Source organism: Arthrobacter sp. MDT2-3, from assembly GCF_059090465.1.
The window spans coordinates 737,484-752,666 of sequence record NZ_JBNHFS010000002.1; the positions used below are offsets into that span (position 1 = coordinate 737,484).

The following is a 15,183-nucleotide window of genomic DNA, read 5'->3' on the forward strand; positions in this document are numbered from 1 at the left end:
CGTACCGCTCTTTGCGGCCAGAATCAATGCATTTCCCCGGTTTGGGCGGCTGCCGCCACTCCCGCCGCCAGGCGGGCCAGCCAGTACGACGGCGGCGCGCGCCGCCGTCGTACGCCTCACCATCCCGGGGGGTGCTGCCACCTCAACTGATGGAGCGTCTCGGCTAAACCGACATCAACTGATGGAGCGTTTCGGCTAAACCGACATCAACTGATGGAGCGTTTGGGCTAAACCGACATCAACTGATGGAGCGTTTGGGTTACATGGGATTCGGAGTGCGGACCTTCGCCAGGTCTCGTCGGCAACTGGTTCCCGCGCGGGCATCCGGCTATCGGACCAAACCGGCCCAGGACTCCAGGAACTTCTCAGCCATGTACGCATGTCCGGCTGAGTTTGGGTGGGCGCCGTCAGCGTCGAAGCCCGGGCTGTTGGCAGTTGTGAACCAGCCGGCCTCGATGGCGTCAATGAAGGGAGCGCCGGCAGCAGCGGCGCCGGCGCGGACGGCGCTGTTCACGCCGCGGAGTTCCTCGGCGAGAGGCTGGGGCGCCGACGGTCCGAGCACTACCACCTGGACGCCCGGCCAGAACCTGCGGGCGGCCTCGATGGTCTGCGCCGTGGCCGCAGTGACTTCTTCAGCATTGGGGACCTGGATATCGTTCTGTCCGCCCTGCAGAACGAGGACGTTGGGCACGAACGCGGGGTTGGCGGCAATTTCCCGCAACCGGATTTCGTACTCACCCGCAAGCTCGTCCTGCCCACCGCCGCCCCAGGCGAACCCGGTGCCGGATACGCCATCAATATTGGTCGGATATCCGAGCTGCCCGGCAACCAGGTACGCCCACCCCTGGTCCGGCTGGTCGGCACCAACACCGGCAGTGTACGAGTCGCCCATGATCAGGAGGACGGGCTCAGCTGGCAACTCAATCCCCGATTGCGGCGCGGTTGCAGTAGCTGTGGGTGCAGGAGCCGGAGAGGTGGGAGCCACAGACGCAGGAGCCGTAGGCGTTGCCACCGAAGCGCTTGCCGTCACGGGGACGGCCTCGCCTCCTCCCTGTGGACCCATCAGGGCGATAGCTGCCACCCCAAATGCGGCCACGGCCAGCACGAAAAGTGCGGCGTACTTGGTCCACTCCTGCAGGCGCCCGCCGTTTCCCCTCACCGGCACATCGTACCGGCGAAAGTGAGCCCTCTGGGGAGCCGCCCGTTTGGGGTTCGAGCCCCAGGGTAAGCAGACGAGCGAAGAGCCCTGAGGACAGAGACCCGAAGCGGTGCTCTTCTCCTGCCTAGGACCCGGGCAGCTGCTAAAAGGGTTAACCAACCGTGACCTTCCGGTCGTTCCTTCCCCGGACAACAGCCATTACTGTCGATTCCACCATCCGGAAGAACGGAAAAGAGGCGACGATGAGCATCGACATCGAAATTGGTAGCAGCCTCAGCAACGAGGACGCGGCGCACTTTGCGGCCAAGACGGAAGGCATCACCACAGCGATGCAACGGGTAAGGGAAGCCCACGCAGCATACAGCTGGGCGTGGACGGACGAGATCCGCTGCCGGGGATGCAACGCCAGCCTCGACATACCTCTACTCGCCAGCACAAAAGCCAACGCGGACAAGGCCTTTCAAGCACACCAGGCCGCCCAGCTGGATGCCTTGCTGGCTGCCGACGGCCTCAGCCCGGCAAACCAGACGTGAAGACTTCCTGAAACAGCTGTAGGCGTACGACGGCGGCACGCGCCGCCGTCGTACGCCCTACCTCATGAGCACGCTGGCTGGGATATCGGCCAGGAGCGCTGTCTGCTTTTCAGTGGCCCTCCGCTACGAAGCGGAACAAACCGGCGGCGGGGGCTCGTCTGCAGGTACACCGGAGCGACAGGGAGCACGCCACTCAGCGGCGTCCCACCCATCCATGATGTATATCCGTTCGTGCGCAACCCTGTCACCGCTGAATTCCAAGATGTTGCCCCTGAAAATCCAGGGCCCGCCGTCGTAATAGAGCGTGTGAGTCAAACCAACGTCAAGTGATGGAGCGTTTGGGTTAAACGGACGTTAAGTGATGGAGCGTTTGGAAAAAGGCGACGTCAAGTGATGGAGGGTTTAGGAAAAACCGACGTTAAGTGAGAGAGCGTCCGGGGGTGGGGGTGGGGTTTTAGGGGTGGGGGTGTTAGGGGTGGGTGGCGGCGGATTAGAGGTCGGCTAGGAGGGTGGTTGGGTTTTCTATTGAGTCGGCTACGAAGCGGAGGAAGCCGGCTGCGGTGCCGCCGTCGCAGACGCGGTGGTCGAACGTGAGGGTCAGCTCGGTGACTTTCCGGACGGCCAACTCGCCGTTCACCACCCACGGCTTGTCAATGATCCGGCCCACGCCGAGAATTGCCACCTCCGGGTGGTTGATGATCGCTGCCGATCCGTCCACGCCGAACACTCCGTAGTTGTTGAGCGTGAAGGTGCCGCTGCCCAATTCAGTGGGGGTGGCCTTGCCCTGGCGCGCGACGTCGGTCAGCCGCCGGATCTCCGCGTCCAGTTCCCGGGCACTCAGCTTTTCGGCGGAACGGACCGAAGGAACCACAAGACCGCGGTCGGTCTGGGCAGCGATGCCGAGGTTGATCCCATCGAACGAAACGATCTCTTGGGACCCGTCGGATCCGGTTTCGATGCGGGTGTTCAACTCCGGGTACTTTTTTAGCCCGGCTGTGACAAAACGGGCAATGAACGCAAGCAGGCCGGGCACCTCAGATCCGGCGGCTTTGAGTTCCTGGCGGAGTTCCACCAGCGCGGTGGCATCGACGTCCACCCAGACGGTCGCCTCCGGGATTTCCGAACGGCTGCGGGCCATGTTCGCTGCAACAGCTTTGCGCACTCCCCGAACAGGAGTCCGCGAAGAGACAGCCAGGCCGGTGCGGGCGTCCGTTGTCGCAGCTTTTCCGTCCTTAATTTCGAGAGGCTCCACCACGGGCTTCGGCTCGGCCACCGGAGCGGGCTCGACCACCGGAGTGCTGATGGCCTTCTCCACGTCGCGGCGCATGATCAGCCCGCCCTCGCCGGACCCGGGGAGCTCGCCGAGGTCCACACCGTGCTCCCGGGCCATGCGTCGGACCAGCGGTGAGATGACGGCACCGAGCTTGCCGGGGACGCGGGTGCGCAGGAGGGAGAGGTCCATGTCGGCATCCGCCGCAGGGCCGCCGTCAGCCGCCCCATCCTCCAAGGGAAGGGTGCCGACCGAGCCGGCTGTGGTGCCCTTGCGCGCACGGGTCCGGCGGGCGACGCCGTGGCCGCCCGGGGTGCCATACCCTATGAGCACGTTGCCGGATCCCGCCTTTTCCTCTTCGCGGTAGGCCTCGGCCTCGGGGTGGGTTTCCTCAGCCTCAACTGCGGACTCCCCCAGTTCGGTTTCGGTCGGCTGGGTTTCCGGCTCGGCGGGTCCCGCGGCAGGCGTAGCCACCGGAGCCGGCCCACCCACGGAAACAGGCGTCACGGAGATCAGCGGCTTCCCCACGTCCAGCGTCTCGCCCGGCTGACCGTGCAACTCAGCCACGATCCCGGCATAAGGGGAAGGCACCTCAACCGTGGACTTCGCAGTTTCCACCTCGGCAATCGGCTGGTCAACGGCAATCTCGTCCCCCACGGAAACGTGCCAGGAAACCAGCTCCGCTTCGGTGAGGCCTTCGCCCAAATCCGGCAACAAAAACACGCGTGTTTCACTCATGGTCAGTTCTCCCACTGAAGGTCGTCAACGGCGTCGAGGATGCGGTCCACGCCGGGCAGGTAGTACTTCTCAAGCTTCGGCGCCGGATAGGGGATGTCGAACCCCGTGACGCGGCGGATCGGGGCGGCCAGGTAGTGGAAGCAGCGCTCCTGCACCCGGGCCACGATCTCGGAGGACACAGACGCGAACCCGTGGGCTTCGGCGATCACCACGGCCCGGCCGGTCTTCCGCACCGACTCACAGACAGTGGCGTCGTCAAACGGCACAATGGTGCGCACGTCAATGACTTCCAGCGAGCGCCCTTCCAGCGCAGCGGCCTCGGCCGCGGCAAGCGCAGTGGGGACGGACGGCCCGTAGGCGATCAGCGTGGCGTCGGTTCCGGGACGGGCGACGGCGGCGCGGCCTTCCGAGGATGTCCCGGCCTGGGCAGCAGCAGAGTGAGCGGCCCGCAACTCCGAAAGGTCCACCAGGTCCTTGGACCAGTAGAGCTTCTTCGGCTCCATAAACACCACGGGATCGTCCGAGTCGATGGCTTCGCGCAACATCCGGTAGCCGTCCGCCACGGTGGCCGGGGTGAACACCTTCAGGCCGGCGGTGTGGGCGTAATAGGACTCGGAGGAGTCGCAGTGGTGCTCCACTCCCCCGATGCCGCCGCCGTAGGGAACCCGGATCACCAGGGGCAGTTTCACGGCGCCCTTGGTGCGGTTGTGCATCTTGGCCACGTGGCTGATGATCTGCTCGAACGCCGGGTAGGCGAACGCGTCGAACTGCATCTCGATCACCGGGCGCATCCCGTTGATGGCCATGCCCACGGCCATGCCCACAATCCCGGACTCGGCCAAGGGCGTGTCGAAGCAGCGCTGCTCCCCGAAGGTCTTGGTGAGTCCGTCGGTGATGCGGAAGACTCCGCCCAGCGTTCCCACATCCTCGCCGAACACCAGGACGGAGGAATCGGCGTGCATGGCGTCGGCCAGTGCCGTATTCAACGCTTTGGCAAGGGTGACCGGCTGGGGGCCGGCGGCTTCGGCGGAGGCAGCGGCCGAGGCGGCCGCCCGGGCGGTGGCGGCACTGACGTTGCCGTTGGCCTCGGACGAGGTGGTGATGGTGGGGCTCACTTGCCGGCCTCCTCGGTAGATGATGCTGCGTCGCGGGCGAGTTCGTCGGCGAGCAGGGCGGACTGTTCCTTCAGCTGGGGCGTGGTCTTGGCAAAGACGTGGCGGAAGAGCTCCTGCGGGTCCACAGGGACGTCTTCGCTGAGGCCGTCACGCAGCTGCGTGGCAACTGCCTCCGCCTTCTCGCGGATCCGCGCCTCACCGTCGTCGTCCAAGAGCCCGCGGTCTGTCAGGTAGGTGCGCATCCGGTTCACCGGGTCCTTGGCCCGCCACTCGGCAACTTCACTGTTCTCGCGGTAGCGGGTGTCGTCGTCGGCATTGGTGTGGGCCTGCATGCGGTAAGTGTTGGCCTCCACCAGCAGGGGGCCGGCGCCTTCCCTGGCCAGTTTCACGGCCCGGTCCAGGACGGCGAGGAGCGCCACCACGTCGTTGCCGTCCACGCGTTCGCCGGCCATGCCGTAGCCCACTGCCTTGTGCGCGAGCGACGGCGCCACGGACTGGTGTGCCAGCGGCACCGAGATGGCGTACTTGTTGTTCTGGACGAAGAAGATGACGGGCAGGTGGAAGACGGCGGCGAAGTTCAGGGCTTCGTGGAAGTCGCCTTCGCTGGTGGCTCCGTCGCCGCACATGGCCAGCACCACGGTGTCCTCGCCGCGGAGCTTGGCGGCGTGGGCCACGCCGACGGCGTGCAGCAGCTGCGTGGTCAGCGGGGTGCACTGGATGCCCACTTTGTGCTTGAGGGGATCGAACCCGCCGTGCCAGTCGCCGCGGAAGATGGTCATCACCTGCACGGGATCAACGCCGCGCGTCATCACGGCCACGGCGTCGCGGTAGGTGGGGAACATCCAGTCACCGTCGGAGAGGCACAGCGCGGCCGCCACCTGGCAGGCTTCCTGCCCGTGGCTGGACGGGTACACGGCCATGCGGCCCTGCCGGACGAGTGCCGAGTTCTGGTCGTTGACGCGGCGTCCGACGACGAGCTGCTCGTACGCTGCCAGCAGCTCCTCATCGCCGGGCAAAGGGTACTCGTGGCCGGGTTCGGTGCCCTGCTCACCTTCGGGCTTGAGCCGGCCGTCCGGATCCACCATCTCGATCTGGTGCCGGGCGGGAAGCATGTAATCCTCGGCCGTGATGCCGAACTTCTTGGCAGCTTCGGTGAGGGCGTCCTCGGCGGGCGCCTTGCTGGTTTGGTCCGGTGCGGTGTGGTTCGCGGAGATCGTCATCGTTCCGTCCTTCTGTTGCCACTATTACTCCCCAGTATCCGCCCACCGAAGGTTTCGTATCCAGCACCTTGATGAATCATGGAGAAGCTGTTCGATTACGGGCCTTTCGGAAGACGAATTGTAAGTGTGAGCCAGATTACGGGCAGGAGTGTGGACGAAATGGTAAACCTGCGTAAGTGCCAATTTCAGGGCTTGAAGAGCTTGCGGCGATGGGGACAACTACCCTGCTTCGAATTCCCTGATTATCCGGCCCCAGTGATTTACTGACCCTGACCGTCACGTACTCCTGGGGGATAAGTATGAAGGCCTTAGCTGCCACGTTTTTGCTCGCATCGCTGGTGCTTACAGGCTGCGCCGTGGCTGGTCCTGGCAATGGTCCGGCGGCGTCAACAGAGCCCCCACCACCATCCGGTGCAAAGACCTACTCAAACCTGGATCCGGCGGGAATAGAACACGTCAAGACTTCGAAGATGGCACGGTTCGACATGACCTCAGGGAGACTTACCAAAAAGGACGTTGGCCTGGAGGACGGCACCAGCCAGGCGCCGGATGTCCTGATTCCCGATGGTGTGATGGAACTGACTATCGAAGCGCCAACGGGTCTGATCCGCGCCAAGACAAACCGGCTCCGGCTCAACGGCATGAACAAGGGGCCCGACTTCCGTGAGATCACGTTCTTCCTCACAGCCGAATCATTGGAGGACTTAACAGCCCTGATTCGCGACGGCGTGGACCGCTACGGCATTCCCAGTGAATCGGCAGAGGACTGGATCGAATCCAAGTCCAGCCAACCGGAAGACAAGAGCGACTTTGCCCTGGCGCCGGGCACTTCAACAGGCCTCCAGGTCCAGTACGACCTCCGCTACGACGGTTTAAAGGACGTCCAGGTCATCATTGTGCACGTCCACCCCGTCTGATCCCGCCCGCAAGACGCGGCCGGCCACGCCCAGGAAGAGAGCACCGTGGAACCCCATCACCAGTACCCCAATAATCTTGCCCATCAACCGGCAACTCAGGCCCAAGCACCGCCGTTGCCTGCTTGGGCCAGGGTATTCAGGACCATTCTGCTGGCCCTCGCCGGCCTCATGGTGGTCATGCTGCTGCTTCTTTTTGTTGCGGGCACGTCCGCATCGGCCGATATGTACACCCAAGGCGGGAGAGACATTCTCCAGGCGATCATCTGGCTCGGTTTGGGTACTGTCGTGATGACGATCCCGTACCTCATCGCCAGCATCCTCTACGCCGCCCTCTGGGCGGCTAAGCTGCGCGGCAGGGGTTACCGCGGGTACCCGGGCACTTCCTGGGTGCTGGTTGCCGGGCCCGTCATGGTTGCGCTACCTGTCTTGGCCCTCATCGGGCTGATCGCAGCCAACCCCAGCGCGTTGTGAAAGCTCGAAGGCTCAACATAGCAACGTAGCGGCAGCTTGCCCCACCCGCTAAGTGAAAGGACTGACTTTGATTTACGACCGTGAGCGTGAGCGGCGCAACGACGCCGTATACGCCGAACATAAGAAAGCTGTTGCAGCCGGGGAAAAGCGGGTACTCCGCAGGACCAGCACTGGCGAGCTGCACAGCTACCCTGGTGACGAGATTGGCTTTACGCCCGGCCGCGGGCAGGCCCAGGTCAGCACCTGGTGGGGCATGGGAATTCTCGCGGTTGTTTCCGCACTACTGGCTGTCCTTTCGGTGCTGATATTGCTGGCCCCGCTGGGACAGGGAGAAGGGCCCTTCTGGGGCGGGCTGTTCCTGACTGCCCTGGCTGGAGGCGCCGCCTTCTACACATACACGCTGGCCCGGGACGAATACCGGGCCACCCAGCTCCGCAAGCTGCGGGGCTCGCCGAAGCCCGGCACTGCAGGCGGGGTGGACATCAATCTACTCGAGGTGGGACGGAAACATCGCGAGGAGCCCAACACCCCCCAGTAGGATTATTTCCGGTCCAACCAGGACAAGCATCTCGGCCAAACGTGAAGAAGATTCGTTTCAGCGGTACGACCGCCCGTGACATCGTCACGCATCAGGCACTCACCACTGGGATAGAAAAGGCTCGGCGAAGAATGGGGGGGCGACAATGCTTCAATCCGCGTACTCGGGCTGAGAGAGCGTTTGAGTTACAGGTCGGCCAGGACGGTGGTGGGTTTTCGATGGCGGCGAGAGGCGCCGGGGGTTGCTAGGGAGACGGCGGCGGCGGGTCTGCGGGCACCTCGGAGCGCCACGGAGCGCGCCACTCGGCGGCGTCCCAGCCGTCCATGATGTAGATCCGCTCGTGCGCAACGTGCTCGCCCCTGAATTCCAGCAGGCTGACTGTGAACATCCATGGGGCACCGTCATAGCTGATCAGGTTCTCCACAACCACCAGGTCGGCACGGTGCGTGATGCGCCGGGTGTGGAACTTGAGCTTGGCCGGGTACCGTCGCCGCCATTCGCGGAAGTTCTCCACGCCTTCGAAGCGTTCGCCGGACTGGGGGAATTCAAGCACTGCGTCGTCGTGGTAGATCTCGTGGGCGATGTCCTCGTCCTTGCCTGAGTATTCCCAGTGACGCCGCAGGGCCTGCATCAGGTCCGCCTCGTCGAGCATCATCGCCTCCTCCGTCCTGGGACCAAGCGTAACGCCGGGCTCCCGGTCCTGAATAGGGAAATTACAGCGGTGGCCCCACGGCTGACACAGATGCGCGAGCCGTATTTTTGAAATGCAACCACCCGTTTATTTGGACAGTTTCCGGGGCCGGGAGCCGGACAACGGAGGATAATGGCGTGCAGGCCCTATAGGGAGCAAAGCGCATGAGCAGGTATGACATTGGCGTGGAGAGCCACCAGGCTATGCCGGACGGGGTTATTGGCGGAGGCGCCGGCCCGCCTATGTCTGCTGCAGCGGAGTTGTTCAAGGCCGTGGCCCATCCGGTCCGGGCGCACATCCTGGAGTTGCTCTCCCACGGCGAGTCCACCATTCCGGAATTATGCGAGGGCACGGGAGTGAAGGCGACGCACCTGTCCCGGCACCTGGGCCAGATGCGCGGGCAGCACCTGATTCAGTGCCTGCGGTCCGACGGCCACCTGATCTACCGGCTGGCATACCCGGAAGCCGCCGAACTGCTTGCCGCTGCCCGGTCCGTACTCCAGGCGCGGACGGCGTCCGCCCTCACCTCCTTGCGCCCCCTGCCGGAGGAACTGCCATCCACGGCTCTCTGGGACTATCAGTTCCTGGCCCTGGAGGAATCACTTGTATCGCGTTCGGTGATCGCCGAGGCCTGCGGGGCGATAGCCGCGCGAATCGGCTGCACGCCGGAGGAAGCGGCCGGACGGCTCATCATGACGGCCTGCAACCGCAATTGCACTCTTCTGGAAGCCGCACGGGACGACCTAAGCAACGGGCAGCAACCAAACCGCCCCTGACTTTTGAGGGGCCGAGTTTGCCGGTTGGCGGAAGAAGCCCATAGCGACCGGCTGCGCGCCCGTAATGCTTCTTCTGTTTAGAAAAACTCCTTGACCTTCTCCAGGCATGGGACCACACTCTATTTTGGTCGATTGACGAAAACGTCTTTCGGTCAAGTTCGGAGTTCGTTTTCTGTTTTTGCAGGCAGCACGCTCCGCACCAGGTGGCAGGGATATCCTCTATGGGGGCTCCTGGTGTGGCGATGGACGCGGAGGGGACAGCGTGGTCCCCTCCGCCTCTGAATCACTTTCCCGATCCAGCCTTTCCTGCGGCTGACGGGGACCGGGACAAACCAAGCACCATCCGTCCCGCGGGCGCGGGGCGGCATTCTAAACACAGGTGAATGACTAGGGGTGGGTAACCGTAATGGGCATTGACAAGGTGTGGGACCGGCTCGAGCCAGAAACACGGCAGTGGCTGATCGACAATCCCGGGTGCAAGATCCTTCCCCGGTCCGTGGTGGCGGCGATCACCAAGGCCACCGGAGTAGAGTTCGATCAGGACCGGCACGGTGAAACTCTCCTCTCCCCCGCCGACTGCGACTTCATCCGCACCGCAGCGAACCTGGAAGGCGCCCGGCGCAGCGAGTCCTCGTCCCCGCGTTCCTGACACCCGTTCGTATTCAGCTCCTCCGGTAATCGCAAAGGCTTGCACAACTCCCCTTACACTGGGAGACGAATTGTAAGTGTGAGCCGGATTACTGATAGGCCGTGGACAGCGTGGCAACCAGGGACGCCGGGACGGAACCCGTCCCGTTGGACGACATCGACCGCAGGATTATCTCGGAGCTGACCCGGGACGGACGCATGTCCGTGACCCAGGTGGCGGAGAACGTCCATATCTCGCGGGCACACGCGTACACACGGATCGGCCGGCTCACCAGCGAAGGCGTGCTGTCCAGGTTCACGGCGCTGGTGGACCCGATCAAGGCCGGGCTCCGGTCCTCCGCCTACGTGACGCTGAAGCTGAAGCAGGACGCCTGGCGAGAACTGCGTGACCAGCTTGGAGCCATACCGGAGGTGCACCACGTGGCCCTGGTGGGTGGCGACTTCGACGTGATCCTGCTGGTCCGCGCGGTGGACAACATCGACCTGCGGCGGGTCATCTTCGACCAGCTCCAGTCCATGCCTGGTGTGCTTGATACCCAGACGTTTTTGGTGTTTGAGGATTTGGACACGCGGTGAACTGATGCGCAGCGGCGTGCGCTGTAGCAGGCCAGCCAAGGGCGCCCTCTCGATCGTCCCTATTCCGTGCGCGTCGATCGAGACGGTGCGCGGGAGCGAGGAACAATCATAAGCGGTCCAAGTCAGGTGACGCATTATCGATCTCTCCCTATGGGTGCAGGTATTTGAAGTTGTAGCGCAATCGGTCGGCTTCCTCCTAATGGTCGGGAAATTGATTCTTGGGACGCTCGGTATTGGGTTTCACTGGCATTTTGCTCCAAGCGCGACTGAACCGGGGCTTAGCGTCCATTGTGACTCTCGCCAGTTATCCGGGGGCCATCCTGCTGGCGAGGAACGCGGGCACTGCACCGTCAGGGGTCGGAGCTTTGATATTCGAGCACTCCTCAACAGCCGAACGCCGCGTTTGCTACTTATGCCACAAGACGGGGACGATAATAAATCGGTCATATTTGCCCCTAACGGGCCGGTAGAAACGGGGCACCAGTAGGGGGAAGATGAGAAACTTTGATGCGTCGTGACTACACGACGATGCCAGCAGTTTCGGGTGTAACGGGCACGATGCTGATGATGTTCAGCCTGCCCTTTTTGTTTTCAGCGAGTCAGGCTGGGCGGGGTGGGTTCTACCGCTTGGCGCGGTCCTCGTCGTTCTGGCCGGCTTTGGCTTGCGCGGGCAAAAGGGTGCGTGCTGAGTCTTTGATCAGCGGCGTTGCGAGAGCGACGGCGAACAATACCTCGTGGATGTTCGAAGTGATCGGGGAAAATGCGATGTCCCACAGGGCAACCAGCGAAGCGAACACAAAGAGGACCGTGACGCGTTCCTGCGAACCGATGAGCCTGGTCAGCAGCAACCATGCGAAGTAGGCGGCGAGCAGAAGGCCTGCGATGCCGAAGCTCACCCATAGGTCACTGGCAACGGAATGCAGCTTGATCTGAGCCCCGAGCACGTAGGTGTTAACGTAGTCGCCTTCGAGGTTCACCCCGGTCGCCTGGAGAGCCGTCTTAGCTATGCTCACGTCATCGAAGTTCGGCGCTACGCCTGGGCCATAACCGAAGGGCCGGTTCAGGAACAGGTTGAACGCTGCCGATGACTCCACACGTCCGGACGTCAGAAGGTTCTCACCGCCTGCGATCTGCCGGGCAGTCACCAGTTGGTTTCGCTGCCCCAGGTAACCGTTGATGGCCAGCCATACCGCACCTTGGAATACGGACCAGAAGATCCCAACCAGGGTGACGAGGATGGCCGCGGTCTTCGGGCCGCTGGGCTTTTCCTGACGATTCCAGAGCCAGATAACAAGGAGGGCGGCTACAACGAGTAGCCCGAAGTTGCTGCGGTAATCGTTGATGATGGACAATGCCGCCATCACGGCGATTAGCAGCAGCGACAGTAGGCGGGACCTGTTGTTGTAGATCAGGGCCGCAAGGAATATGGTCACAGGCCACGCGAAGGCGTACTTCCACGCGTTGGTGCTCCAGTTTGTGGAGGACATGGCTTGCTGGGCTATCCAGCCGGCGCTGTAGAGCATGGCGGTGGCACGGAGGCCCAGTTCTTTACGTGACCAAAGAAGAGTCAGGTAGGTGAGCAGCGCGCCGGCGAGGATGACGATGTACCCGGTTGTCGCTGATGGATCTACTTCGTGGTCCGATTTTGCGATCTCCAGCAGGAGAGGTGCGGATATTAGTGAAGCGATGAACAGGCCGACAGGCCAGCCGATACGGTAGTCTCTGGCGTTGGTGAAGACGACCCAAAACAGAAGTCCTGCGAGGACGATCCCCGGTGTAGCGCCGCCCATTCCGGGTACCGAAAGTGCGCGCAAAGGGATCAGAAAAACTACTGCTGCAACTATTAGCTTCGGCCAGTGATCCTGAAATTGAGATGTCCCCATGGGATCTAAGAGTAATGGCCCGGCCGCCAGCTCATTGAACCCGTAGGCGACCGGGACCCTGTCTGCCTCTATTGAACAAGGCTTTAGCTGGCGATGTTAATGGCGCCCTCAGCCGTCCCGTTGCGAAATGACACGGCACCGATGCGGACCTTGACCTGGACGCCTGTCAATGCGGTCAGAGCGACCATGATGTTGATGGCAGTTGCCCCGGCTGCGGGCGGCGTTAGCGTGGCGAACCGTACCGGGCCCGGGGGTTCTCCGTGCCGATGTTTTCCAGCATCGGTTGGCCGCCGAGCTCCACCATGGACCGATTGAGCATCTTGACCGTGAGGTTCGCCGTGCCTGCCAAGTAAGCGGCACTTGTAGCCGGCGACGTCCTCGATCTGAAGCTGGCACTTAGCAACGATCTGGTCCCCCTGGCAGCCTGTGTGCGGGGCGGTACCAGTCAATGCTCATGGACCGGCCCGAGCCATGCGCGAGCGCGCGGATGCCCTTGTTGTTGGCTGAGAACGAGTTGAGCCGAAGTGTCGCCCGCTACGCCTGCTTGCAGGGGATTACGGGAAAACCACCGGGTTCCTGCCAGTTTCGGGGGACAACGGAGAAAGCAAACGCGATCTTCCGACCAGGAGACGGGGCTACCTTTAGAGCCAACGAGGCGGGGGCAACGGTAACGCCGACAGCCCCATCGATTTGGTCAAGAATCGTGGCAGAAAGGGCCCCAGGGAGACCGGACCTAGTGTTGCTGATCGAGTGCCGGTTCGTTGTGCAGTCGGTAAGGTTTTTGTCCGTCCCGCCGAGCGTGTCAAGATCATGGCACCGCCCTCGGGCAAACCCTGGAGGTGACAACCAGCGGCCTGCCTACGCCTGCACCGGAGATGCGGAGCGTTCGTTCCACCGGGGACAACCTGGAGACAGTTCTGGAAAGCCGCACTTCTATCGACGTGGCATGGGCGGCAATCTTGGCGGGGAACCGCTGCTCATACATGCCGCGTTCACCAAGCCCGCGGGAGTCTCCCGCCAGTGGAACCTGAAGCCTGCAGCGTGACGGAGAACTATCCTGAGGGCAATGGCTGGCGGCTCGCCGGGGTCCGGTCCGAGCCCCATTGTTGGCATAGAGCGCTGCACTGCACCCTCAAGCACAAGCGGTTAAATCTGCCCGTTGGCGGCCGGCTAGTGACGTGCTTTAGCGCGGATAAGTCCAGCGGCGACAAGAGCCACAACGTAGTCGTTGATACTCATGTCCCGTTCCCCAAGTACTGTGCCCTGTACCGCCTGACAAAGCCCCGGAGCTACGCCGCGAGGCTCAGGAATGCGTGGTTGATCGCCCGAGCCTTGGATCAGGGTTTGTGCAGATCGAAGCTGAGGGACGGCTTAGCCCTCGCGGGGAAGAAGGCGTTCAAAACCGCTTGCCTTACCGGTACCCGTCCACGATGGCTGCGGCGATCTCCTTGTAGGCGCGTCGAGTTTCAGGCTTGAGTACATCGAGTGTGACCAAGTCCCCGTCGGCCACCCCCCGATCATGCGGCACGGCGATAAGTTGGCGGCAGATGCCTGCGAGATGTTCCTCGATGGCGTCTTTGTCCACCCTGGACGAGACTTCGTCCTTATCCGTGATGACCACGATGGCATCACGGGCCAAGTCTTCATACCCGTGGCTGGCTAGCCATTGCAGAGTGCTGCGTGCACGCTTGGCACCGCTCACAGCATAACCGGCGGCGATCACCAGATTGTTTGCGGACTGCAGGATACCGCTCATAGCGTTGTGAGTGACGCCGGTGCCGCAGTCGGTGAGGGCCACGGAGTAGTAGGCGCCGATGAGCTTGCGGATGCGCAAGTACTCTTCCGCGGTCAGCGAGTCTGAGACTTCCGGGTCCTGCTCCCCTGCAATTAGGTGCAACCGACCGGCGTGGTGCATGTACCGCGCCAGCGCGGTGAGCGAGTCAACTGACTCGATGTTGCGGAGCAGGTCCGAGATGGTGCGTGGGCTGGATTGTTGGTATATCCCCTCGCCCAAGGCGCGCTCCACCAAGTCTCCTGAGTCGGGATTCGCGTCAATTGCACAGGGCGCGTCGCCACGGTACTCAGCCAGCGTGAGGCCTACCCCCACTGTGGTTGAGGTCTTGCCAATGCCGCCTTTCAGGCTCAATATCGCCGTGTTGTAGCTGCCCTGGAGCTGACGGGAAATGCGGCGTCCCAATTCTTCTTCCAGGCGCTGTTTGAGGCCGGGGCCCATGTTCCACGCGCCGCCCGTCATGTTGTACATCGCACCGCGGAAACCGCCAATTGGGCGCGGCCTCTGCTCCTTCACAAATAGACCCGGTGAGCTGGTGAAGTCCGGCATTGGGGTGCCGGCGATAACGTCTGCGGTCGTGGGCCGGGCACGTCGAAAGGCGGAAGATTCAGCTGTTGTAGCCGACGGCGCACGTCCGGCTTCCGCTGCTGTTCCATCAAACGAGAAGGTGGCTGTGGCCGGTCCAGCCTGTTGCAACGGAACTACAGCAGAGGCTGGCGCCCTGGCGGGAGCCGGAACATGCGCGGCCTGCGTTCCGGCATCGGCTGCTGCTGCTGCCTCCGCCCAGGAGCTCCGGCGCGTGGCGGGCTTTCCGGTGTCAGACGGGTTGGAGTGGCTTGGTGTTGCTGCTGGCATG

Annotated in this window: 14 protein-coding genes; 7 read left to right on the forward strand and 7 right to left on the reverse strand. The window is 63.0% G+C overall.

The genetic code is table 11. The features are described 5' to 3' along the window. Nucleotides 1–328: 328 nt before the first annotated feature. Nucleotides 329–1,159, reverse strand: coding sequence for an SGNH/GDSL hydrolase family protein (locus tag AC5RUQ_RS09085; protein ID WP_493946963.1), 831 nt, complete (start codon nucleotides 1,157–1,159; stop codon nucleotides 329–331). A 242-nt stretch (nucleotides 1,160–1,401) separates the two neighbouring features. Between AC5RUQ_RS09085 and AC5RUQ_RS09090 the strand changes: the two genes are divergently transcribed. Beyond that, complete coding sequence (locus AC5RUQ_RS09090; RefSeq protein ID WP_493946965.1) at nucleotides 1,402–1,692, forward strand: hypothetical protein; 291 nt, start codon at nucleotides 1,402–1,404, stop codon at nucleotides 1,690–1,692. Between the two features lie 490 nt (nucleotides 1,693–2,182). On the opposite strand, the gene AC5RUQ_RS09095 is transcribed toward AC5RUQ_RS09090, so the two are convergent. The 3 genes from AC5RUQ_RS09095 to pdhA are packed head-to-tail and all read right to left on the reverse strand — an operon-like array spanning nucleotide 2,183 to nucleotide 6,035. Then, nucleotides 2,183–3,700 carry a dihydrolipoamide acetyltransferase family protein gene (locus AC5RUQ_RS09095; protein WP_493946967.1) on the reverse strand — a complete coding sequence of 506 codons (1,518 nt, stop codon included), beginning with the start codon at nucleotides 3,698–3,700 and terminating at the stop codon, nucleotides 2,183–2,185. A gap of 2 nt (nucleotides 3,701–3,702) precedes the next feature. Beyond that, nucleotides 3,703–4,815, reverse strand: a complete 1,113-nt coding sequence (locus AC5RUQ_RS09100) for an alpha-ketoacid dehydrogenase subunit beta (protein WP_493946969.1) — start codon at nucleotides 4,813–4,815, stop codon at nucleotides 3,703–3,705. Further along, the gene (gene pdhA / locus AC5RUQ_RS09105; protein WP_493946971.1) at nucleotides 4,812–6,035 is read right to left on the reverse strand and encodes a pyruvate dehydrogenase (acetyl-transferring) E1 component subunit alpha; all 1,224 of its coding nucleotides are present in this window, start codon (nucleotides 6,033–6,035) and stop codon (nucleotides 4,812–4,814) included. The genes AC5RUQ_RS09100 and pdhA overlap by 4 nt, the downstream gene beginning before the upstream one ends. A gap of 470 nt (nucleotides 6,036–6,505) precedes the next feature. Between pdhA and AC5RUQ_RS09110 the strand changes: the two genes are divergently transcribed. The 3 genes from AC5RUQ_RS09110 to AC5RUQ_RS09120 all read left to right on the forward strand — a co-directional run bounded on the left by AC5RUQ_RS09110 (nucleotide 6,506) and on the right by AC5RUQ_RS09120 (nucleotide 7,961). Continuing rightward, nucleotides 6,506–6,952, forward strand: a complete 447-nt coding sequence (locus AC5RUQ_RS09110; RefSeq protein ID WP_493946972.1) for a hypothetical protein — start codon at nucleotides 6,506–6,508, stop codon at nucleotides 6,950–6,952. A gap of 45 nt (nucleotides 6,953–6,997) precedes the next feature. Further along, nucleotides 6,998–7,423: a hypothetical protein gene (locus AC5RUQ_RS09115; RefSeq protein WP_493946973.1), complete on the forward strand. Its 426-nt coding sequence runs from the start codon at nucleotides 6,998–7,000 to the stop codon at nucleotides 7,421–7,423. A gap of 67 nt (nucleotides 7,424–7,490) precedes the next feature. Next, nucleotides 7,491–7,961 carry a hypothetical protein gene (locus AC5RUQ_RS09120; protein ID WP_493946974.1) on the forward strand — a complete coding sequence of 157 codons (471 nt, stop codon included), beginning with the start codon at nucleotides 7,491–7,493 and terminating at the stop codon, nucleotides 7,959–7,961. 244 nt (nucleotides 7,962–8,205) lie between these two features. Here AC5RUQ_RS09120 and AC5RUQ_RS09125 read toward each other — a convergent pair whose 3' ends face one another. Continuing rightward, nucleotides 8,206–8,616, reverse strand: coding sequence for a nuclear transport factor 2 family protein (locus AC5RUQ_RS09125; protein WP_493946975.1), 411 nt, complete (start codon nucleotides 8,614–8,616; stop codon nucleotides 8,206–8,208). 200 nt (nucleotides 8,617–8,816) lie between these two features. Here AC5RUQ_RS09125 and AC5RUQ_RS09130 point away from each other — a divergent pair, with 200 nt between their 5' ends. The 3 genes from AC5RUQ_RS09130 to AC5RUQ_RS09140 all read left to right on the forward strand — a co-directional run bounded on the left by AC5RUQ_RS09130 (nucleotide 8,817) and on the right by AC5RUQ_RS09140 (nucleotide 10,652). Then, nucleotides 8,817–9,428, forward strand: a complete 612-nt coding sequence (locus AC5RUQ_RS09130) for an ANTAR domain-containing protein (RefSeq protein ID WP_493946976.1) — start codon at nucleotides 8,817–8,819, stop codon at nucleotides 9,426–9,428. 406 nt (nucleotides 9,429–9,834) lie between these two features. Continuing rightward, the gene (locus AC5RUQ_RS09135; RefSeq protein WP_493946978.1) at nucleotides 9,835–10,077 is read left to right on the forward strand and encodes a hypothetical protein; all 243 of its coding nucleotides are present in this window, start codon (nucleotides 9,835–9,837) and stop codon (nucleotides 10,075–10,077) included. Nucleotides 10,078–10,187: 110 nt separating this feature from the next. Then, entirely contained in the window at nucleotides 10,188–10,652 is a 465-nt protein-coding gene (locus AC5RUQ_RS09140; RefSeq protein WP_256248981.1) for an Lrp/AsnC family transcriptional regulator, read from the forward strand. A 620-nt stretch (nucleotides 10,653–11,272) separates the two neighbouring features. On the opposite strand, the gene AC5RUQ_RS09145 is transcribed toward AC5RUQ_RS09140, so the two are convergent. Further along, nucleotides 11,273–12,442, reverse strand: coding sequence for a hypothetical protein (locus tag AC5RUQ_RS09145; RefSeq protein WP_493946980.1), 1,170 nt, complete (start codon nucleotides 12,440–12,442; stop codon nucleotides 11,273–11,275). Between the two features lie 1,504 nt (nucleotides 12,443–13,946). Then, nucleotides 13,947–15,182 carry a MinD/ParA family ATP-binding protein gene (locus tag AC5RUQ_RS09150; protein WP_493946981.1) on the reverse strand — a complete coding sequence of 412 codons (1,236 nt, stop codon included), beginning with the start codon at nucleotides 15,180–15,182 and terminating at the stop codon, nucleotides 13,947–13,949. Between the last annotated feature and the right edge of the window lies 1 nt (nucleotide 15,183).

Excerpts from the sequence above, each read along its gene's own strand:
- AC5RUQ_RS09090 (WP_493946965.1), top strand. The coding sequence starts at position 1,402 with ATGAGCATCGACATCGAAATTGGTAGCAGCCTCAGCAACGAGGACGCG.
- AC5RUQ_RS09095 (WP_493946967.1), bottom strand. The coding sequence starts at position 3,700 with ATGAGTGAAACACGCGTGTTTTTGTTGCCGGATTTGGGCGAAGGCCTC.
- pdhA (WP_493946971.1), bottom strand. The coding sequence starts at position 6,035 with ATGACGATCTCCGCGAACCACACCGCACCGGACCAAACCAGCAAGGCG.
- AC5RUQ_RS09110 (WP_493946972.1), top strand. The coding sequence starts at position 6,506 with ATGGCACGGTTCGACATGACCTCAGGGAGACTTACCAAAAAGGACGTT.
- AC5RUQ_RS09125 (WP_493946975.1), bottom strand. The coding sequence starts at position 8,616 with ATGATGCTCGACGAGGCGGACCTGATGCAGGCCCTGCGGCGTCACTGG.
- AC5RUQ_RS09130 (WP_493946976.1), top strand. The coding sequence starts at position 8,817 with ATGAGCAGGTATGACATTGGCGTGGAGAGCCACCAGGCTATGCCGGAC.
- AC5RUQ_RS09135 (WP_493946978.1), top strand. The coding sequence starts at position 9,835 with ATGGGCATTGACAAGGTGTGGGACCGGCTCGAGCCAGAAACACGGCAG.
- AC5RUQ_RS09145 (WP_493946980.1), bottom strand. The coding sequence starts at position 12,442 with ATGGGCGGCGCTACACCGGGGATCGTCCTCGCAGGACTTCTGTTTTGG.
- AC5RUQ_RS09150 (WP_493946981.1), bottom strand. The coding sequence starts at position 15,182 with ATGCCAGCAGCAACACCAAGCCACTCCAACCCGTCTGACACCGGAAAG.